Source organism: Jutongia sp. (genome assembly GCF_057878315.1).
In genome coordinates, this window is record NZ_DBLXSO010000004.1 from 52478 (window position 1) to 74772 (window position 22295).

16 protein-coding genes and 1 tRNA gene are annotated in these 22295 nt (G+C 46.5%); 5 read left to right on the plus strand and 12 right to left on the minus strand.

The genetic code is table 11. The annotated features are described in order from the left end of the window. Window positions 1-33: 33 nt before the first annotated feature. From ACZLMD_RS01640 to rpmG, 6 genes are all read right to left on the minus strand, one after another. Window positions 34-1161, minus strand: a complete 1128-nt coding sequence (locus tag ACZLMD_RS01640) for a glycoside hydrolase family 10-like protein (protein WP_482523302.1) — start codon at window positions 1159-1161, stop codon at window positions 34-36. A 165-nt stretch (window positions 1162-1326) separates the two neighbouring features. After that, window positions 1327-2019, minus strand: coding sequence for a 50S ribosomal protein L1 (gene rplA / locus ACZLMD_RS01645; protein ID WP_484108646.1), 693 nt, complete (start codon window positions 2017-2019; stop codon window positions 1327-1329). 130 nt (window positions 2020-2149) lie between these two features. Beyond that, window positions 2150-2575 (minus strand): 50S ribosomal protein L11, encoded by a 426-nt coding sequence (rplK, locus tag ACZLMD_RS01650; RefSeq protein WP_022306963.1) that lies wholly within the window; start codon window positions 2573-2575, stop codon window positions 2150-2152. Window positions 2576-2660: 85 nt separating this feature from the next. After that, window positions 2661-3194 carry a transcription termination/antitermination protein NusG gene (gene nusG / locus ACZLMD_RS01655; RefSeq protein WP_022306962.1) on the minus strand — a complete coding sequence of 178 codons (534 nt, stop codon included), beginning with the start codon at window positions 3192-3194 and terminating at the stop codon, window positions 2661-2663. Between the two features lie 13 nt (window positions 3195-3207). Then, window positions 3208-3462 (minus strand): preprotein translocase subunit SecE, encoded by a 255-nt coding sequence (secE, locus tag ACZLMD_RS01660; protein WP_022306961.1) that lies wholly within the window; start codon window positions 3460-3462, stop codon window positions 3208-3210. Window positions 3463-3489: 27 nt separating this feature from the next. After that, window positions 3490-3639: a 50S ribosomal protein L33 gene (rpmG, locus tag ACZLMD_RS01665; protein ID WP_118559744.1), complete on the minus strand. Its 150-nt coding sequence runs from the start codon at window positions 3637-3639 to the stop codon at window positions 3490-3492. A gap of 263 nt (window positions 3640-3902) precedes the next feature. Here rpmG and ACZLMD_RS01670 point away from each other — a divergent pair, with 263 nt between their 5' ends. Continuing rightward, window positions 3903-4289 carry a NusG domain II-containing protein gene (locus ACZLMD_RS01670; RefSeq protein WP_118559731.1) on the plus strand — a complete coding sequence of 129 codons (387 nt, stop codon included), beginning with the start codon at window positions 3903-3905 and terminating at the stop codon, window positions 4287-4289. A 10-nt stretch (window positions 4290-4299) separates the two neighbouring features. Here ACZLMD_RS01670 and ACZLMD_RS01675 read toward each other — a convergent pair whose 3' ends face one another. From ACZLMD_RS01675 to ACZLMD_RS01690, 4 genes are all read right to left on the minus strand, one after another. Next, the gene (locus ACZLMD_RS01675; protein WP_482522104.1) at window positions 4300-5583 is read right to left on the minus strand and encodes a hypothetical protein; all 1284 of its coding nucleotides are present in this window, start codon (window positions 5581-5583) and stop codon (window positions 4300-4302) included. A 105-nt stretch (window positions 5584-5688) separates the two neighbouring features. Then, window positions 5689-7137, minus strand: a complete 1449-nt coding sequence (locus ACZLMD_RS01680) for a glycoside hydrolase family 26 protein (RefSeq protein WP_489495011.1) — start codon at window positions 7135-7137, stop codon at window positions 5689-5691. A gap of 387 nt (window positions 7138-7524) precedes the next feature. After that, entirely contained in the window at window positions 7525-14409 is a 6885-nt protein-coding gene (locus ACZLMD_RS01685) for an InlB B-repeat-containing protein (RefSeq protein ID WP_489495012.1), read from the minus strand. A gap of 817 nt (window positions 14410-15226) precedes the next feature. Next, window positions 15227-15310 (minus strand) — tRNA-Leu (locus ACZLMD_RS01690). Window positions 15311-15543: 233 nt separating this feature from the next. Between ACZLMD_RS01690 and ACZLMD_RS01695 the strand changes: the two genes are divergently transcribed. From ACZLMD_RS01695 to rfbD, 4 genes are all read left to right on the plus strand, one after another. Beyond that, the gene (locus ACZLMD_RS01695) at window positions 15544-16728 is read left to right on the plus strand and encodes a MerR family transcriptional regulator (protein ID WP_022305861.1); all 1185 of its coding nucleotides are present in this window, start codon (window positions 15544-15546) and stop codon (window positions 16726-16728) included. A 200-nt stretch (window positions 16729-16928) separates the two neighbouring features. Next, window positions 16929-17825: a glucose-1-phosphate thymidylyltransferase RfbA gene (gene rfbA, locus ACZLMD_RS01700; RefSeq protein WP_022305862.1), complete on the plus strand. Its 897-nt coding sequence runs from the start codon at window positions 16929-16931 to the stop codon at window positions 17823-17825. 62 nt (window positions 17826-17887) lie between these two features. After that, entirely contained in the window at window positions 17888-18907 is a 1020-nt protein-coding gene (gene rfbB, locus ACZLMD_RS01705; protein WP_118559722.1) for a dTDP-glucose 4,6-dehydratase, read from the plus strand. 43 nt (window positions 18908-18950) lie between these two features. Then, a complete protein-coding gene (rfbD, locus tag ACZLMD_RS01710; RefSeq protein ID WP_489495014.1) occupies window positions 18951-19892 on the plus strand; it encodes a dTDP-4-dehydrorhamnose reductase in 942 nt (313 codons plus the stop codon). A 213-nt stretch (window positions 19893-20105) separates the two neighbouring features. Here the strand turns inward: rfbD and hydG are convergent, their stop codons facing one another. Together hydG and ACZLMD_RS01720 are read right to left on the minus strand one after the other, a co-directional pair. After that, the gene (gene hydG / locus ACZLMD_RS01715) at window positions 20106-21533 is read right to left on the minus strand and encodes a [FeFe] hydrogenase H-cluster radical SAM maturase HydG (protein ID WP_489495016.1); all 1428 of its coding nucleotides are present in this window, start codon (window positions 21531-21533) and stop codon (window positions 20106-20108) included. Window positions 21534-21660: 127 nt separating this feature from the next. Next, window positions 21661-21906 (minus strand): TM1266 family iron-only hydrogenase system putative regulator, encoded by a 246-nt coding sequence (locus ACZLMD_RS01720; RefSeq protein WP_022305866.1) that lies wholly within the window; start codon window positions 21904-21906, stop codon window positions 21661-21663. Window positions 21907-22295 lie beyond the last annotated feature (389 nt).

Here is a 22295-nt window from a genome sequence, read left to right on the forward strand (position 1 = left end):
ATCGGTGCAGGATAAGATATCCATTTGCGAAAGTTAACGGATATAATTTCTATAATTTTTCATTTCCTTGGCGGCACGGCTGTGGTACATGTAACTGGAGCTAAACAGTACAAAACCATCACAACCTGCTGCTTTTTCTTTCTTGATCTGACTGACCAGATTGTTGTTCTTGCGGCGCCAGCCCAGATCGGAGGAGCTGTAGGTTCCGGCACGGTAGGTTGCCAGCCCGATATACATCGACGTGTTATTCTTGTTCAGATTCACCCATTTGTTTAACCGGTTAGTATACAGAGAGGTCACCTTGCGGCCCATTCTGTACTGGTCACTCCAATAGATCTGAGGCACGATATAATCAATATAGCCGTCCTCGCTCAGCCAGGTTGCCAGATCGCAGCCAAGGCTTTCCGCATACTCAATATTGCCGGCAGGACTGATACCAAACAAAAGCTTCTCATCCTGCTTTTTGACCGTGCTGTAAATGGTTTGCACCATCTTGTTGATCACACGCTTACGCTTGGCAACAGACACCTTGGAAAACTGTGCCCCCTTTGCCTTCGCCGGATAGAAATAATCATCAAAATGAATGCCGTCCACATTGTAGTTCTGAACGATCTCCGCCACAATGCGCCGGATCCGCTTCAGAGAGGATGCCTTACCCGGATCGTAGCTTACGCCCATCTTCTTGCGGTAAGGATTGAGCCATGCATGAAATGTCATTTTGTTCTTATGTGCCGTCTGTATCAGAATCTCCAGCGGATCATAGTCCGGTACAGACTCAAACATATAGGAACTCCACTTTAAATATTTGCTTGGATAAATGGCATCGTTACATGGAGCCACATGGAAATAGATAGTGTTGATACCGTCCTTCTTGAGCTTTTTGAAATACTTGTTCGCATTGGTCTGAAATGCGGACTGTGACTTGTTGTACAAGCCAGCCGCCTTGTAATCGCCAAAAGAGATCCAGACAGCCTGTACATCCGTAACCAGTGCAGAGCCGGTTGACACACTGCTTGCCGTCTTGGTGGTCTTGGTTGCCGCGCTGCTGCTCTCACCGGATGAATGGCGGAATGCTGTGGTATCCCAGACCATACAGATCAGAAGAAGAACTGTAAGTCCAAGAATGATAAATGATTTTTTACGAAATTCCCGTTGTGTCATAGGTAAAACTCCTTTATGTATTTTAACTGCTATCTTAGATGATACCATAAATATATGTTAAAATCATGTTAAAAATGCAAAAAAAGTGACTATCTGAAAACCACTTACCCGTTAACCGATAGTCACTTTTATTTATTTGGGAATCATACTATATCGTATGAACGATTATGCATACTTAGCTGTACTCAGCTTTACACCAGGTCCCATTGTGCTTGCCAGTGTAACACTTCTGAAATACTGTCCCTTTGCAGATGCAGGCTTAGCCTTACGGATCGCATCCAGAATTGCATTTACGTTATCTGCAAGCTGCTCCTCTGTGAAGGAAGCCTTACCTACAGCAACGTGGATGATGTTAGCCTTATCGAGACGATACTCAACCTTACCAGCCTTGATATCCTCGATTGCCTTAGTTACATCCATTGTTACAGTACCAGCCTTAGGGTTTGGCATTAAACCACGAGGTCCAAGGACACGTCCCAGACGACCTACAACACCCATCATGTCCGGTGTAGCTACTACAACATCAAAATCGAACCATCCTTCGTTCTGGATCTTAGGAATAAGCTCCTCGCCACCAACGAAATCAGCACCTGCAGCCTGTGCCTCATCAAGCTTTGCACCCTTTGCAAATACGAGTACGCGAACAGTCTTACCTGTTCCGTGAGGCAGTACAACTGCGCCACGAACCTGCTGATCTGCATGACGTCCATCAACGCCAAGACGGATATGCGCTTCGATTGTCTCATCAAACTTTGCAACTGCTGTCTTCTTAATAAGACTTACAGCATCCTGTACTTCGTACTGTGTTGCCTTATCTACAAGCTTAGCAGCTTCTACATATTTTTTTCCCTTTTTCATAATATAATTAACCTCCTAGTGGTAGTAACGGCGTGTATTCAATGGCAGTCATCTGCCAGCCTCCCACGACGTTCAATCTAATAACAAGTCTTTTCAATATATAATGATTACATCGAGTTATTTATTAATATTAGTCCTCTACAACAACGCCCATGCTGCGGCATGTACCTGCGATCATGCTCATTGCTGACTCTAAAGAAGCTGCGTTCAAGTCAGGCATCTTGGTCTCTGCAATTTCCTGTACCTGAGCCTTGGTAATGGTAGCAACCTTTGTCTTGTTAGGTACACCAGAACCGGACTGAATCTTGCAAGCTTTCTTGATCAGTACAGCTGCCGGAGGAGTCTTTGTGATAAAGCTGAAGCTCTTATCCTGATATACAGTGATAACAACAGGGATGATCAGATCACCCTGATTTGCTGTCTTCGCATTAAACTCCTTTGTAAACTGTACGATATTAACTCCATGCTGTCCAAGGGCTGGTCCAACAGGCGGTGCTGGAGTTGCCTTTCCGGCAGGAATCTGCAATTTAATATATCCTTCGACTTTCTTAGCCATTTTCTTAACCTCCTATATATTTCCTGACGTACATTCACGTCAAAATTCACACTTTAGTGCGGCGCTTGTATCTCAAGCGGCTTTCTCAGACGATTTCCACATCGTTGAAACTAATCTCAACCGGCGTCTCACGTCCAAACATATCGATGTTGATCGTGACCATACGGTCTTCGTGATTGATCTGGCGAACAATTCCTGTTGTATCTTCCCAGACACCAGACTTTACAACCACGGAATCACCAATACTGAACTCGCATGCCGGAGCATTTGCCTTCAGTCCCATGCTTGCCATCTCTGCATCTGTAAGTGGAACCGGTTTGGATCCCGGACCGACAAAGCCTGTCACTCCACGGGTATTCCGAACGACATACCATGTATCATCATTCAGATACATATTGATCAGCACATAGGCCGGGAACATCTTTTTCGGAACAACCTTTGAATCCTCATCCTCCCCCTCAGTCACATTCAACATCGGGATTGAAACCTCAAGAATCTGATCCTGCAGGTTACGATTTTCAATCGTTTTCTCGATATCCATCTTTACCTTTTTCTCATATCCGGAATAGGTATGTGCCACATACCAATGTGGCTCTTTATCTGCCATACGATCTGCCATACGTCAATCACCCTTATCCTATCTGAAGAATCTTATCCAGGCCAGTCTTAATCACAAAGTCTAACAATGCAATGATGACTGCCAGAATAACTGTAACGACAACAACTGCGGTGGACTCCTTCACAACTGTGTTCTTGTCCGGCCAAACGATACGTTTGAATTCGGCTTTCATGTTCTGAAAAGCGCCTTTTTTCTTTGCAGCTTTTTCTGCTTTCTTCTGTGGTTCGTTCTGCTCTTTGATTTCCTCTTTGATCTCAGAATCTCCCATATCTCACATTCCTTTCATTCTACGAGACTATTTTGTCTCCTTGTGTAATGTGTGTCTTCTACAGAATCTGCAATACTTCTTGGTTTCCATTCTGTCAGGATGGTTTCTCTTCTCCTTCGTCGTATCGTAGTTACGCTGCTTGCATTCTGTACATGCTAAAGTAATTTTTACTCTCACGACACTATTCACCTCCATATTAGTTTGTTTAAAAAAAGACATAAAAAAAAGACCTGTTACATCGCCCGATAATTATAACAAAGTAGAGTTCTTTCGTCAAGAGGTAAATCCCATTATCTGCAACGTTTCTGAACTTTTTCGGGTTCCTTCTGTCATTTCTTTCTATTTTTCCCAATTTATGACTCATTTGATTTTCCCAGTGACATTTTTATGGTATACTTCATAAAACAAACGGAACAAATCGGCAAAGCGAGGTCTTTCTTATGAACAAACTGACAGCTCATAAAAATGATATTATCCTGCTCCTGATTCTTGCGATCGCAGGGCTTTGTGTGACCGGCGGATACCGGCTGCTTCACCGCACCACCGGCGATACCGTCACGATCACCGTCGATGGCAGGACATACCGCACACTCCCTCTGTCCGTCGATACAACTCTTGATATCCCGGGGGCAGACGGCGGCACCAATCATCTGGAAATAAAAAACGGGCACGCCTCCATTACAGAGGCTGACTGCCCGGATAAACTCTGTGTACATCAGACTTCGATCCGCCACAACGGAGAAAGTCTGGTCTGTCTTCCTCATAAGGTGATCGTAAAGGTCACGGCAAATGCATCGGAGGACGACCTGGATGGTGTTGCCAAATAATCGACCCCCATCAGCAATAATAATTAAACAGCATCCCACTGTAAAGTGAGGTGATGTAGGAGTATCCCTTCGGCGGTTTCCCGTAATCCGGATAAGATACGATCTTTTTCTGAATATAATCCATTGGATTGAGCTTGATTTCTTCGTTCTTCTTGCGAAGTCTGCGGTTTAACGCGGAATCTCTTCCGATCAGCTTCTCCATGTCGCCATCCTGCGCTGCCTGCGAGGCAAGTGACTCGTCCATCTTCATCCTGCCCTGCTCATCCAAGGTGATGCCGCAGGATTCCAGCTCAGACAGATATGGCTTTAACAGATTCTGATACTCGCGGATCAGTCTCGGACTCTGTCCGGTCTGACCGCTGTAGTTGTTGGTGCTGTCCACCAGCTTATTGTAAAATCGGATAATGCCGGAGACACCGTCAAGGATCTTGTCGCTGTCCGGAAGATAGGAAATCTGTGCTGCCTGATCACCCGGTGCATACATGGACACCTCTAACGATCTTCCCAGCACGAAGGTATTGCCTAAGGTTTCCTTCGTCTCTCCGTTCCACTCAAAGGAGGCACTGGATGGTCTGGAAACGACATTGTTCATATTATAATAAGAAACAATTCCTCTTCCGTCTCCTCCCTCTCCGGTACGGTCCGCAAACGAAAACAGATTGCCACCGTCCGGCGAGCCCGTCATATTGGACTCGATCCGCATCATGATCTTATCGGCACTTCGCGATACCGGCGTTGCCGTCAGTCCGATCTTCGCCTTATTGATAAAATCACAAAGGCCTTCCATGATCTCACGGTGATTGGCATCCTTACGGATATTGTACTGAAAATCATAACTGTCATCACCAACCGCCACGCGGAAACGATACGTTCCTGCCGAAAGTCCCTTTCCGGTCATATAGTATTCGTTGCCGACATTGACCTGCGTGGTTGCAAGATGATTGACCCGGATCATCGGCTCTTTCGGAAGCTGGCTGTAGTCTTCGTTGATAATCCTCGTTCCGACCTGCGCCTCATCTGAGGATACCGCCTTCTTCTGTGCAAAGACACTGTCCATGGAATCCTCGGAAAGCATTGACAGTGTGTTGCTCAGGGAGATTGCCGCCTCCTTAATATTGAGCGCATACTCCTGCTTCGCCTGAGACAGGCGCACCAGATAGATCGGCGATGACTGGGTCATCTTGGTGATATTTTTCATGACGGAGCGCAGCTCTGAAGACTTATGGGTATCATACTTGGTTGCCGGTTTCTGTGCATAGTTACCGATAAAGTAATTATAGACATTATAATCCATCAAAACCACTCTCCTTTACTAAACTTTAAAATGCAATCTTTCCTCATTCCGATGCGTCACATCTGCCACCCCGGAATATAAGAACTTCTCACTTTCTTAACGCTCTTATTTTACGATTGGAGCATAACGGATCCGGATCACAGGCAGTGCCTTAAGCTCTGTATAATAATTGGTCTGCCAGTCCTCTCCCTGTGAAGGATCATTCTCACCGCTTGCCGGTGGTGCAAAAATCTTCAGATCCATATCCTTTGCGCCATCAAGACGATTCTTGAAGAATGCACTCATCATGTCGACACACTTCACACCGGGTGCCTTGTAGAACCAGAAACCGTTCAACTCGAGCATCAGGTTCATGTCCACCGTATCCTCATCAAAATATGCCTCACAGAATACCGGATCACTGTCAAAATGAAGCGGTACACTGATTCCGTCAGCATCCTCAGAGCCACCCCAGCGAAGTGTTGCCGGAAGTGCTGTCTCTGCGCCAACCTCCATAGACGGCTGGAAGAAATCATCATGAATGATATCACGGTAAGTGTCCATCAGTGGCTGCTCAATACCAACCTCTGCGTTGTTCGGATCCTCGATCTCCAGACCAAGGCGTCCTCTGTCACGGAACTGATACAGTGTAAAACCGGAAAGCCATTTGTCCTTGTCTGCCTTAAGCATCTCACAGAACTCCTTAAGCATATCTGCCTGATCATATGGTCCTGTTACATCACCGTCTGAGTTGAACTCGGAAAGTACCATCGGCTTCTTCGTTCCGCCATTGACAAAGGTATAACGCTCATAGCTCTTCTTGGCAAGTGTATAGATATCCTCTACCTTGCTGCGGGAGAAGGTATCTCCCCCTTCCTCAGCCACATCATATGGCCAGCCCCAGTGAAGAGACATATAACGGTCAACGGATACGATATCTGCTGCTCTGGAAGCCTCTGCAAAGATATCCTCCATCTCCATCTTCTCATCATCAACGCTCTTGCAGCCATCCAGACAGATGATCGTCTTAACGTTCGGAGCTTCCTCACGGATAATCTCGCTGGCATGTGCAAAGAATGCTGCAACCTCCTCATAGCTTGCACGCTTGTTGAAGGAGAACCAGTTACCGGTTGCTTCATGATTGATACGAAGCTGTACACGACCAAAGGTGCGAAGATCCTGACCGATCGCTCTCAAGTGTTCATCGGATACCTTCGGATCGATCGTCATTGTCAGAAGAACGTCCTGACCATGACGGCGCACATCACGCATACATGTGAACGGCTCGTCATCGCGCGTTCCGTTCAGACCACCCTTGTAGGTGAAATAGTCATCGTATGGAAAATCCCATGCAAACTGTACCGATGGATCTGCATGAACGACGCTGGCACGTCCCGGCCATCCCTCATCATTTGGATAATAGCAGTACATCAGATTGATCGCTCTGTGTGGTCTGCCAAGCTTCTGCAGGATATAATCCTGATTCACATATTCGCCTCTCTCACTGCCGTCTCCAAGATCAACCGCACACTGTGCAGGTCCCATGTGGAGTGCTTTTGCTTTTAATTCACTCATTCTTATACCGTACCTTTCTATAATCTGTACTTAAGACAGATGTATTTTCTGAATTGATCAAACGCCTCAAAACGACTGATCTATATATAAGCAACGGAGTTTCACAAAGTAACTCCATTATCTTCTTCATTATATTAGAAGAATTCTCTTTATGCAACTGATAAATCAAGGTTTTGTCTGGTTTTGCAATTTTTTATTAAAATCTTCCCTCTGCACTGCTTTCACTCCGTCTCAAGCAGAAGGTATATATGATTAATTATATCATTTATTATCACAAAATGCTATCGGCTTTTATTAAAAAGCAGGCACAGCCTTTCAATCACCTGAAAAACTATGCCTGCTTATCATTGTGACAGGGGATGCTCTGACACGCTATCCTCCCGTCTGTTATTTCTTAATCTTTACCTTCTTAGCTTTACTATAGGAGCCAAATACAAGATTTCCCTGTGTATCGGTTTTATATCCACATACACGAACGTAATACGTTTTCTTTTTCTTGAGCTTCTTGATGGTCAGTATATACTTCTTTGTCATCTTTGATACAGGTTTCTTAAATTTCTTGTTTGTGCTGTACTGTACACAATAACCGTCTGCCCCTGCTGCCGGCTTGATCATAACGACTAATTTTCTGCCAGCCTTATTCTTTACGGAAGCAAATCCTGCCTTTCCAACAGAAGAACTCGTGCTTACCGGCTTACTGCTTGCTGCCGGCTTTGCCGATGTCTGTGTAACCGGCTTTTTCGTTGGCTTTACAGTCGGTTTTGCTGTTGCACGTGTAACCGGCTTATTCGTCGGCTTCACAGTTACGGCCGGCTTCGGTGTTTTGGTCGGTTTTGCAGTTGCCACCGGTATCTTACTCGGCACCGCTGTCGGCTTCACAGTCGGTTTTGTGGTCGGCTTTGCCGGTTCCTTGGTTGGTTCCGGTGTCGGCGCTGCGCTCGGTACCTCTGTCGGCTTTGCCGGCTCCTTCGTAGGCTCCGGTGATGGTGCTGCACTCGGTTCCACAGCCGGTGTATTGGTCGGCTCTGTTTCCGGTGTCTTTGTCGGCGTAGTTCCCGGTGTCACGGTAGGCTCTGCTGTCGGCTCCACAGTTGGCTCCGGAGACGGATCAATGTTTGGAGTTTCCTCTCCATCCATTTTCTGCTCATCGTATGTTACTTCTGCGGAAGCATCAATGCCGATCTCGTAGGTCTTATACTCCTCAGCACCCAATACCACATTGATCTTCTTAGAATCCGTACCGTTTAAAATTGTAATACTCTTCTCAACCGGTGTCTCATACTGGTTATTGACGCGGAGCTGTGTGATCTTTCCGTCCTCCACAACCGTGCTGTATGTCAACTGTGTATCGTACTGCACGGAAGGCTTTACAATACTGAAGGCTGCGGAATTATCGATCAGATTCAGTTCATCCATCGCCGTCTCTCCTGTGTAGGCTGTTGCCTTCACGGATACCGATACATTATCGGATTCACTGTCAAATTCCGGCTTATAACCAAACTGTAGGATATATTCACCACGGTTGATCGCTTCCATTGCACCGCTGCCCTTGATGACGAGCTGCTTCTTATCTGCATCATATGAGGCAGACTCTGAGATTGGACGTACGCTAAGTGCCTCCTGATCTGCTGACGTAAGATCCAAGCGGATCGTATCGTCTGCCGTAAGTGCCTTTGTTCCGGCATTGCTCAAAACAGTCTGCACGATACGCTCTCCTCCGGATAATACCTCTGTAACCTCCGGACTTCCAACAACAATATCAGCTCCAAGCAGAGTCAGTTTCGTCTCTGCCTTCGCACCGTTGTCTGCGACAAGGTCAAATGCCTCGTTTTTCAGTGTATCGCCAAGCGTATAGCTAAAGCTTACCTGGCCGCTTTCTCCACTTTCCAGATGGATCGGCAGATCTGCTGCAACGATCGTGTCTCCCTGTTTTACTGTGACAGCGTCCATCGCTTTGCGTCCCGCATTGACAAAGGATAAGGTGACATTGATCGTGCTGTTTTTCTCAATGTTCTGACCAAATGTGTCTGCGGATACATTTTCAAATGCATCTGTGATCTGCTTCTGGCTGCTGATCAGCCGTGCCGGCTTCTCCTCATCGTCGGCCTGGGCAAATGGTGTTTCCTCGTTTGAGCTATCTTTCTGTTCGACCTCCTGTGCACAGGCAACAGCGGTAAACTTATCTCCGTCCACTGCCACGCTGCTTCCGATCAATGTCTCATCACCGGTCGCCACACTGTTCAGGGAATACTTCATGGACAGTTTTCCTGCCTGTGCATTCATATACTTCACATAAGTGTGCATTGCAGAATCCTCACCGGATGCCTGCCAGTATACGGCACTGTCCTTAATGGTATCTCCGCCTCTTGCAAAATCGAATTTTTCTGAAACCTCTCTGGACTCATCCGTCATGGAAATGTCATTCGCACTACCATCTTTCTGATAGCCCTGTACAACCAGATAAGAATCGCTCAGCTCATTATTTTCGTATTCTGACTGCTTCCATGCTGCGAGGAAGCTGCCCCCCTGATCGGTTACATATTTCACACGAGGCTGTGTCTCTGCTGCATTGTTACAGGTAATTCTGTTTACACTCTTCTGTGTCCCCGCCTCGATCATATATGAATAAAGCTCTCTCTCCTGCACCTTTTCACTGGTTCCCATGCTCGCCAATACCATTGCCGTGCCATCGTCACCCAATGCAATATCATACGCCTGTACTCCCTTGATCTCTCCTCGCTCTAAATACGCCGGTGTACTCCACTCTTTTCCGTCATAGTAGCTGTAGCAGAGCTTCTTCTCGCCCATTGCATCCTTCTGAAGTGCGTCTACATCCGTACCCGTAAGATCATAGGAATCACTCTCCCAGACTACGATCGCTTTTCCGTTTCTCACTGCCACTTCCGGCGCCATATCGGCAACCTTATTGCTCGTAAGACAAGTGTGCTTTCCATTCACATACACATGAACTTCTGATGAATTATAAGCAGCGTTTAATTCGTCCGTATCCACGGAACCGTCTGACATAATATCCGGATCATAATCCACTGAATCAAACGCCAGTACATTTAAATCTCCGGCTGCCGCATAATCTACAGAGTTGATGGTTTCGCTCTTACCCGCTGTTCTCCATGAGGTGAGCTCCTCCGGCTTCGTCCAGCTGCTGCCGGATTTCGCACTGATCGCCGGATTGATGCTTGCAAGATCATCCAGTGTATCGGAATATGCAAGTCCCATGCTGTCCGCGCTTTCTGAAAGTACAGGATTGATATCCGGATCAATATACTGTGTCCAGTCACTTCCCTTTTTCATGGAAGAATACTGTACCACCTTGCTGGTGTCCTGACTGCTCATATTGGCAAAATCCATCAGGTTCGGTCTTCCGGATGGGAAATTCGCCCAATCCTTGAAGGTTTTATTCTTGCTAAAACCTGTTCCGCAAATTCTCTTTTTCTTGTGAACAAATATGCCCTTGTACTCAAAGGTCAGTGCAATATCACCGGTAAAGTTCAGACAGCCACCATAATAGGTCTTTGACTGATCCAGATCCTTAAAGGTAATAATACGGTTATCATAACCGAGTGTTAACTGTCCCTCCGGTCCAAACTTCAGCTTGATAAGCTTTGCATCAAAACCGATACCTCCGCTGGCACCTACATAGCCCTGTACACCAACAATAATATCCGAAACAAAATCATACTCGCTGGTCACTGTCAGATTATTGGACTGGAAGTTCATTCCAACAAATTTATCATGGTATGCGTTCTTTCCACTCAGAAGGGCATCCACGCTTACAGAGCATCCAACCTTGATTCCATAGTAAACCGGAACAATACCAATTACAGTGCTGTTATCAAATCCAAATTCATATCCAAGCGATCCGGCAATACCACCGCCGGTATACGTAAGCACCCATTTACCGTTGATATAATCTGCTGTACCGAATGCATAACCGGATATCTTCTTACTCATTTTATTGTCACGAAGATCATTGATCGTGTCTGTCACCACGGAAACCACATGATCCTCATCCAGTCCTGCTGTTCCGATCGCGATCATAAAGGTCTTCTTCATCGGATCCTTTGTATCCTGATATGCGATCTTCATTGGCAGTACCTTTGGAAGATCAAAGGAGAAATTACGGTTAATGATCTCTCCTGCTGAGATCGTCGGTGTCTGTACAGTTCCACAGAAATTCATCTCGGTCGGTTTCGCCGGCGTTCCTATATCAGAAACATTGCTCACGGTAAAATTCCCCGGCATATCCATCAGAAGAGTTCCGCTTGCCGCCTTCACCTGAAACTGCGGTGTATATTTTCCGGTCTTTGTATTCTTGGTGTTGACCTCAAATACTGTTTTCACCCATTCATACTTCATTCCCTCCACGGATGCAACGGTTGCAGAGGTCGGCTTGATCTCCTTTCCGTTGATCGTCATCGTCAGTGAATGCGCCTGCGATGCCTTCGAATACACATAAAGTGTTTTTTTGGCACCTTTATACAAAACGACATTACGGATCGGTGCACCCCCGGCTTCCTTGATCATCAAAGTACAGTCTGTATTCATCAAGGTGGCGGATGCTTTCATCATAACGGTGGTTCCTGTATTTTTCTGAACACCGTCACGGTAGATCGGATAACGTACAAGCTGCGATGCAAAGGATTCATCTTCGGATGCGATCTCCGTTACAACATCCGCATTTGTAAGCCCTGTCACTCCGCTATAATCTAACGCTATTGTCTCCGTTTCGACTGCCTTTTCTCTTTTGATGTTTTTCGTCACACTGGAAATAACATTGCCATCCGTATCTACAATAAATGACCGGATCTGAATCGTTGTATTCTTCACCTTTCTGAAGGAATCGCTCAATGTCAGATTCTGACGGTATTTTGCAGCCATCTCATAATTGTTGATCGGATAAGCACCTGCTGTCTCACCGCTTTCCATATCCGTAAGCGGTACCGATAACTGACATGCGCCATAGGTCACACCAATCTCAGCGTCTGTTGAAGTTGGTTTCCAGACAACAGCATCACCGTTGGAAAGCTGTTTCACCTTCTCTACGGAACTGTTCTTAACATCCCAGGTCACTTTCTTATCAGACTCTGTCTTAGCTTCAAAGCTTGTTTTGCTGCTATCCGTTAAATAGGACTTGTTATTGTCCGCATTTACCGGTCTGATAATATAAAGCTGCTCCTTCAAGGTCTCCACATAAACGCTGGAGCGGTAAAGCTGACCACTTGTTTCATCAGTCACCGTTACATAAGCAAATCCGTCCGTCTTACCGGTCATGGTAAGCTTTGAGCCCTCAACGGAACACTCCACAACGCTCTCATCGGAGGACTTGACACTAAACACATCATCCTCACCGGCACCGCCCTTGATATCCATATAACGGGTCATAGTTGCCTGATTGAGTGCACTGTAAAATGCATCTGCATCATCTGCTACATCGAGAGCATCTGAAATCAGTGTCCTGTTGGAAAGTTTATATACTTTCGGAGCCACCGTTCCATTCTCCTCCAGCGACAGCGGTGACTTGTCTAACTTCTCCCAGATCGCGTACATCGTCAGGGACTGCTCTCCCTCATAACGTGCGCCCGGCATATACATTTTGCCGCTTCCATCCTTTTTCGTATTCCATCCGATAAAAGTGTAACCGCTTCTCTGCGGTTCATCCATGGTAAGCACGGAATTATACAGATCCTCTTTGCGCTGTGTGTCCGGCATGCCGGTCACTTCATCGGTCGTATTGACATTATAATTCAGTGCATATTCTCCCTCTAACATTTCCATATCTGAGAATGTATCAACCGAATCCATCACATCCGGAGTGATCCCGCTGGTAACTGCACCGGACCATGCAATATAATCTCCCCTTTTGTAGCCACGGTTACAGGAAACATAATAGCCAAAGCCATTCGGGCTGACAAACTGCACACCGTTCTTATCGTACTTGGTGATCTTTCCCTGACAGATGAGTCCCTTATACCCATCCTTATAGGTTGCCTTCATATAGGTCTGACCACTTTTCGTCATACAAACATTTTCTGACTGTCCGATATATGACGATTGGGAGAGGTCCCCCGATCCTGTTGCTACCACCGGTGTTCCGTCATTCTCATACATGAACAGAGCAAACGGATAGGAAGAATCTCCACTATACCGGAACAGGAAATATCTGCCCTCCACCTGTGATTCCGTGAACTGATGTCCTGTTGACCAATTCGCCGTTCCCCAGGAGGCATCATACGGGAGACCATTGATCCTGTTCGCAGAGGTAACATTATCAAAAAACTGGCTTTTACTAAGCTTCACGCTAAACAGACCGGATTCATAATAACGCTCCCATACTGCGTACAGGGTAAGCACACTGTCACCTGTGTACGCACTGCCGGCTGCATAGATATCTCCGGAGCCGTCCTCCGCTGTGTTCCAGCCTTTGAAACGATATCCCTTTCGAAGTGGCTTCTTGTCTGATAAAGTCAGTGCCACGCCCTGCTTTTTCACCTGATCCTCCGGCATGTTCCGAACGGCATCTCCATTCGTCTGATACATCACCGCATATTCCCCGGAGCTCAGCTCCGTGTAGGAATACTTATCCAACCCCGCAAGCTTTTTCATTGTCACATCGGTATCTGCATTCACCCATGTGATCTTCTCTCCGACATCACGTCCCTGATTGCCGCTTAAGTAATAACCAAATCCATTCGAGCTGCTGAAGTAAAGACCATTCTGATCCGCCTTACCCATCTCGCAGAGAGCCATCACGCCCTCAATGCCGTCGGTATAGGTCTTCTTCATATAGGTTTTGGCCTGTGTTGTCAGGCACACATTGTCTGCTTTACCAATGTGTGAACTGGCAAGCAGATTCTTCGATCTTCCGGCAACCACCGGCGTACCTTCATTCTCGTACATACATAATGCAATCGGATAGTCCGAATCGCCGGAATACTTCAGTACGAAATAACGTCCTTTCATGATTGTTGTCTTTAACTGATGTCCGCTTGACGCATATGCTGTTCCCCAGGATGCATCAAAGGGCAGCGAATTCAGCCTGCTTGTACTCATTACATAATCAAACAACTGATCAATACCATACCGTCCCGCAAAGACACCGGTATAATATTCTCCCTCATGTACTGCTGCGGTCGTCTGTGTCCCTGTCGACGCAGCTTTTACCGTGATCCCCTGAAAGGATGTTGACGAAAATATCATTGCGAACGTCAATACACCGCAGAGAACACGTTTCTTTACCTCGTGTAGCTTCATAGAATCCCTCCTTTATCTTTTTCACTTCTTTATATATGTGGTTATCATATATTATATCAGTTTAGGGGGACGGGGTTTCCAAATAGAGTGAATGGTCAAAATATGGTGTGAATGGCACGCTGCCCCATTGAAAATTAAATTGATGGGCTTCCCACCTTGGGAATAGAACTCCCCCATAATATTTCTTATGTACGAAAAATCAAATAGGCATTTTGCCACGAAAAACTGATTGATCCGTGAACTGTGACTGAAAAATTGACGCAGATCAGTAGGATTTCTGAAAAGTCTTTGCTTTGCAATGCTTTGATAAATACGCATCCGCACGACTGAGCCCCGTAGGTGGGCTCAGCTATTTCGGACGGCACGCTCCCGCTACCACTGCACCACGCAGCGGTACATAACGCCCCATGCAAATTTATAATAGAACATAATATTATTTAAATTGTAAGGGCGTAAGTACCGGCGGGTGCAAGTGCCTTTCGAAACATCTGAATCCCACCTCGGGGCGAGTACGGCAGGATGCGTTTATCAAAAATCAAAGCAGCAAAGCAATTAGACTTTTCGAAATCCGTAAGTGACAAGACAATTTTTCAGTCACAGCTCACGGATTTTCCAGTGCTTTGGCAGGCAAAATGCCATTGAGGATAGTGAGACATAAGAATTATTATGGGGAAATTTATGTTTTGGTGGTGGGGGAAGCCTATCATTTCTGCGTTGAGATTATACGGGATGGGGTGACCATTCTGATTTCATTTTAGGAAGGATGACGGAAGAACAAAAAAAGAAGCCTTATCTCTAAGACTTCTCTGATCCGCAATGCGGAAGAAGGGACTTGAACCCTCACGTCGTTGCCAACACTAGATCCTTAGTCTAGCCTGTCTGCCAATTCCAGCACTTCCGCATGTTTCGCTTTGCACTTTTGTGCCGCGAACAAATAAGATAATATCATCTGTATTTCTATTTGTCAACAGTTTTTTTCAAATTATGAAATATTTTTCAAAAAAATATCATTTTCGCGCTTCATCTGTTAAAATATGATGCAGGGTTCAAAAGCAGATAGCGATGTATGTATACATACAAATTGCTATCCGGTGGCTTGCCCCAACATCACTATATATAATAAGGAGAATTTCCATGAAGAAAGACGGCTACTACTCTTCCGGACAGTTTGCCCGGCTTGCCGGCGTCTCTGTACGCACGATCCGGTACTACGATAAGCAGAATATCCTGAAGCCTTCCTATGTGAATGAGAATGGTGCCCGTTTCTATACCGACCATGATCTGGCAAGACTGCAGCAGATCCTTCTTTTAAAATATCTTGGTTTCTCGCTGGACGATATCCGCGAGATGACGGTCGATACTGCCGACTATCATATGATGAAAAATTCTCTCGAGCAGCAGCACAAGCTGATCCAGGATCGCATCGAACAGATGCAGCTTGTGGAGACGGCGATCCGTGATACCGCCGATGCCATAGAAAAGGATCACGAGCTGGACTGGAGCCAGATGCTGCGCCTGATCCACCTGACCGGTATGGAGACAAGCCTGAAACGGCAGTATCAGGATTCCACCAACATCACTGCACGGATCAATCTTCATCAGAAGTATTCTGTCAATAAGCAGGGCTGGTTTCCCTGGATCTATGAGCAGGCAGACATCCGTCCGGGCATGCATATCCTTGAGGTCGGTTGCGGCAATGGCGCACTCTGGACAGAGAATCTTGCACAGCTTCCGGAACAGATCTCCATTCTGCTTTCCGACATATCCGAGGGTATGCTGCGTGATGTCCGTCGTACCATCGGTGCTGAGGATTCCCGTTTCTCCTACCGGACGATCGACTGTGCGAATATTCCCTGCGAGGATCATTCCTTCGATCTGATCTTTGCCAACCATGTCCTTTTCTACTGCGATGACATTCCGCAGGTCTGCAGTGAGATCCGCCGTGTTCTTAAAAAGGACGGCTGCTTCATCTGCAGCACCTACGGTTCCCGTCACATGAAGGAGATCAGTAAACTGGTGCAGGATTTTGATCCGCATATCCAGCTTGCAGCAGACAATCTTTATGACCGCTTCGGTCTGGAAAACGGAGCCTCTATTTTGCAGCCGCATTTCCGTCAGGTAACTCTGTCCCGTTATGTGGACAGTATTTATCTGAAGGAACCCGAACCGCTGATCGATTATATTTTATCCTGCCATGGCAATCAGAACCAGTATCTGTTAAACCGCTATAAGGACTTCCGTCATTTCGTCCAAAAGGCAGCGAAGGACGGCTTTACGATCACGAAGGACGCCGGAATTTTCCTGTGCCGTCCCTCATAGACAGGCGAAACTGCCCGGAAACGTATTCATTTTTCACAATAAACCAACATTTTCATTGTCGGATTTACAGCAAAGTGACAATTTTACAAAAAAAGCTTGAAGGTGACGTTACGTCACCTTTTATACTGTGTACAGAAACTGAAAAATGAACATACTTCTATTGGGACTTACACAAACAGATCAAAGAAAGGAGATTCCTTATGAAAGGTATTATCTTAGCTGGCGGTTCCGGCACAAGACTTTATCCATTAACAATGGTCACATCAAAACAGCTTCTGCCGATCTACGACAAGCCGATGATCTACTATCCGCTTTCCGTACTGATGAACGCAGGGATCCGCGAGATACTGATCATCTCAACACCACAGGACACACCTCGTTTTAAAGAGTTGCTCGGAGACGGTCATCATTTCGGTATCGATCTGACCTACGCTGTTCAGCCAAGCCCGGACGGACTGGCACAGGCATTTATCATTGGCGAGGAATTCATCGGAAACGACACCGTTGCCATGGTACTCGGTGACAACATCTTCGCCGGCCACGGACTGAAAAAACGGCTGAAAGCCGCTGTCGAGAATGCAGAGACCGGAAAGGGAGCTACCGTATTCGGTTATTACGTCGATGATCCGGAGCGTTTCGGTATCGTTGAGTTCGATCAGGACGGAAAGGCTGTTTCCATCGAAGAGAAACCGGAGAAGCCAAAGAGCAATTACTGTGTAACCGGTCTTTATTTCTATGACAACCGCGTTGTCAAATATGCGAAGGAGTTAAAGCCAAGTCCACGAGGCGAGCTTGAGATCACCGATCTGAACCGCGTCTATCTGGAAAACGGCGAGCTGAACGTAGAACTTCTCGGACAGGGCTTTACCTGGCTGGATACCGGAACACATGAGAGCCTTGTCGAGGCAACCAACTTCGTAAAGACCATCGAGTCTCACCAGCACCGCAAGATCGCATGTCTGGAGGAGATTGCTTACTTAAACGGCTGGATCACCCGTGAGGATGTGCTGAAGGCATATGAGCCGCTCAAGAAGAACCAGTACGGTCAGTATCTGATGGACGTTCTGAACGGCAAGTACATGGATGTTCTTCACTAATTAATGTTTTGCGATGCCAGACACCGAATAACAATTTATATTACAGATTAAGGAGAAAAATTATGACTATTATCGTAACCGGCGGTGCCGGATTTATTGGAAGTAACTTTGTATTTCACATGCTGAACAAGTACCCGGACTACCGTATCGTCTGTCTGGACTGCCTGACTTATGCCGGAAACCTCTCTACTCTGGCTCCTGTTATGGACAATCCGAATTTCCGTTTTGTTAAGGAAGATATCACAGACCGCGAAGCTGTTTACAAATTATTCGAGGAGGAGCATCCGGACATCGTTGTCAACTTCGCTGCAGAAAGCCACGTTGACCGTTCCATTGAGACACCGGAGGTATTCCTTCAGACAAACATCATGGGCACTGCCGTATTGATGGATGCATGCCGTAAATATGGCATCACCCGTTATCATCAGGTATCTACCGATGAGGTTTACGGTGATCTTCCACTCGACAGACCGGACCTGTTCTTCACAGAGGAAACTCCGATCCATACAAGCAGCCCTTACAGTTCATCCAAGGCCGGCGCTGATCTTCTGGTGCTGGCATATCACAGAACCTACGGTCTGCCTGTAACGATCAGCCGCTGCTCAAACAACTACGGACCATATCACTTCCCTGAGAAGCTGATTCCTCTTATGATCGCCAACGCACTGAATGACAAGCCGCTTCCTGTATACGGTACCGGTGAAAACGTTCGTGACTGGCTGTACGTCGAGGATCACTGCAAGGCGATCGATCTGATCATCCACAAGGGACGTGTCGGCGAGGTTTACAACATCGGTGGTCACAACGAGATGACCAACATCGATATCGTTAAGATCATCTGCAAGGAGCTTGGCAAGCCGGAAAGCCTGATCACATATGTATCCGACCGTAAGGGTCACGATATGCGTTATGCGATCGATCCGACCAAGATCCACAACGAGCTTGGCTGGCTTCCTGAGACGAAGTTTGCTGACGGTATCAAGAAGACCATTCAGTGGTATCTTGACAACAAGGAGTGGTGGGAGACAATCATCTCCGGCGAGTACCAGAATTACTACGAGAAGATGTACGGTAACCGCTAATCCATAACCATAGAATGATACCCGGAAAGAGGAACAGTGTTTTATGAAAATATTAGTAACCGGCGTCGCCGGACAATTAGGACATGATGTCATGAATGAGCTTGCGTCCAGAGGACATGAGGGCATCGGAAGTGACCTTGCTCCGGAATACAACGGTATTGCAGACGGAACCTATGTGACAAAAGCAGCCTATGTATCCATGGATATCACAAACCGTGCCTCTGTCGCTGAAACGCTTTTAAAGATCAACCCGGATGCTGTCATCCACTGTGCCGCATGGACTGCCGTGGATGCCGCTGAGGACGATGCCAACAAAGATAAGGTCTATAACGTCAACGCAACCGGCACGGAGAACATCGCCGCTGTCTGCAAGGATCTTGACTGCAAGATGATGTATATCAGTACCGATTATGTATTTGACGGTCAGGGAACCACACCGTGGAATCCGGACTGCAAGGATTACAAGCCGTTAAATGTATACGGTGCATCCAAGCTCGACGGCGAGCTTGCTGTGTCCGAAATATTGGACAAGTATTTTATCGTGCGTATTGCATGGGTATTCGGTACCAACGGAAAGAACTTTATCCGTACCATGCTCAATGTCGGAAAGACACATGATAAGCTGACTGTTGTAAATGACCAGATCGGTACGCCGACTTATACCTTCGATCTTGCAAGACTTCTTGTTGACATGATCGAGACGGACAAGTATGGATATTACCATGCAACCAATGAAGGCGGCTATATCAGCTGGTATGATTTCACAAAGGAGATCTTCCGTCAGGCAGCAGCCATGGGACACACGGAATATGACGAGTCACACGTCACCGTCACTCCTGTCACAACTGCTGAGTACGGTGTTTCCAAAGCAGCCAGACCATTCAACAGCCGTCTGGACAGATCAAAGCTCACCGCAAACGGCTTTACTCCACTGCCAACCTGGCAGGATGCCGTAGCACGTTATCTGAAAGAGATAGAGTTTTAATTTTTAACTAATGATATAATTTATTTTCAACAATGAAATTCTCGTTGTCTTTTCAGAGAAACGAGGATTTCATGGAAAACAAAGACTGCCGCTTCACGATTTCTATTCGTAAAGCAGCAGTCTTTTTATTGCATTCTATATTGTTGTTTCTTAATATTATTTTTTCAAATAACATTTTGTCTGTCCCATTTTCAGGACATTGATTTCTATGTTCTAGAAACGGAAATCTCTCTTTCCTTCCTTTAACTCCTCAAGATACTGGATGGCTCTTTCTCTGACCTTCTCATTTGGCACCTTCCGGATCTCCTTGGCGATCAGCGATTCACCGATCTCCTTCGTCTCCGGTGATGCATAATCCTCCAGATATTCCTTCAATGTCATGAGGGCGTTCGGCTGGCAGCAGTTTACAATCTGACCGGACTTAAGAAGTGACATAAAACGGTCTCCTGTTCTTCCTGCGCGGTAGCATGCGGTACAGAAACTTGGAATGAAACCCATCTTCATCAGCCAGTTGACAACCTCATCAAGTGTACGGGTATCGCTGACATCAAACTGTGCAGAGCTGTCATCACGCACCGGCTCGGTGTAACCGCCCACGCTGGTACGGGAGCCGCCGCTGATCTGGGAAATGCCAAGCTGCAGCACATGCTCTCTTGTCTTCTGGGACTCTCTGGTAGAAATGATCATTCCGGTATACGGAACCGCGATACGGATCACGGCAACGATCTTCTCGAAGATCTCATCCGGTACGGCGTTGCTGAAATCACCGGTATCAATATCGTCTGCCGGGCAGATTCTCGGTACACTGATCGTATGTGGTCCAACGCCCTGTGCTGCCTCCAGATGCTCTGCATGCATCAGGATACCAACAAGCTCATAGCGGTAGCCCTCCAGCCCAAACAAAACGCCAAGACCAACATCATCGATGCCGCCCTCCATCGCACGATCCATTGCCTCGGTATGATATGCATAATCATGCTTTGGTCCGGTTGGATGTAGCTGCTCATAGGATTCTTTATTGTAGGTCTCCTGGAACAGAATATAAGTACCGATTCCGGCATTCTTCAGGCGGGTATAATTCTCCACAGTTGTTGCTGCAATATTGACATTGACACGGCGGATCGCACCATTCTTATGCTTGATGCTGTAGATCGTGTCGATACTTTCCAGAATATACTCAAGCGGATTGTTGACCGGATCCTCGCCTGCCTCGATCGCCAGGCGCTTATGACCCATATCCTGCAGGGCAATGACCTCATCACGGATCTGATCCTGTGTCAGCTTGATTCGAGGAATATGTTTATTCTTGTGATGATATGGACAATAAGTGCATCCATTCACACAGTAATTGGAGAGATACAGCGGTGCAAACATAACGATACGATGCCCGTAAAACTTCTCCTTGATCTCCATGGCAAGCTCTCTGATCTCACGGTTGATCTCCGGATCATCGCACTCCATCAAAACGGCTGCCTCTTTGTGGGAAATTCCCCTTGCCTTCTTCGCTTTCTCAAGAATTTCGCGGATCAAAGAAAGATTATCTTTGTTCTTTTTCGCATAATCAAGAGATTCCAGAATCTCCTCATGATTGATAAATTCTTCTGCCTTTAATGACTTCGGATCATACTTATAACTGCTCATTTCTATTCCTCCATATATAAAATCTTGTGTATTTCTGACAGGAGTGATCCTGTCTTTTCTGTGTAACCATGTCTACATAACAAATCTCACCGGCAGCTTAGATTTTCCTGTAATACCGGCTGATCTATTATGCCTTGGAATAAACTGCCTTGGCACTGACACCCGGTGTCATTCCCAGCTTGCCGGACAGAGCGCTGACCGTATTGGTATCCGCATCCATCACCACGCTGATCACCGATATCCCACGCTCTCTGTAGGGCATCCCCATCCTGCCGACAATAAACTCCCGGTACTCGTGAAGCAGCTCATTCACCCTCTCCACACTATCTGTGTTCTCCACAATAATTCCAAGGATTGCAATCCGTCGATCCATGAAACACTTCCTCCTTTGCCGATCACGGGATACGTCTGCCAAAACGCTGGTTTTGTCCTTGCTTCCCACCACATTACGAGCATTTTCCTATATATGAACAAAGTGGACTTGCCCACTTTGCGCATCACCGCACAATTGCTTATGCAATCTTCCTCTGTGCGGTGATCGCACCCTCGCGGAGCGTTTTTACCATTATAGGAAACGACAAGTTTCCTATAATGGTAAAAGCGCCTCCGCCGGATGGCATGAGACGCTTCTTCCCCTATAAAACCGCAGACCTTCCCTGCGGACCATATTCAAGAACATATCATCATGCCTTCGCGTTGGGACGAACCCTTCGTGTCGGAACATGAGAATATTTTATCATTTAATGTACCGGATGGCAAGAT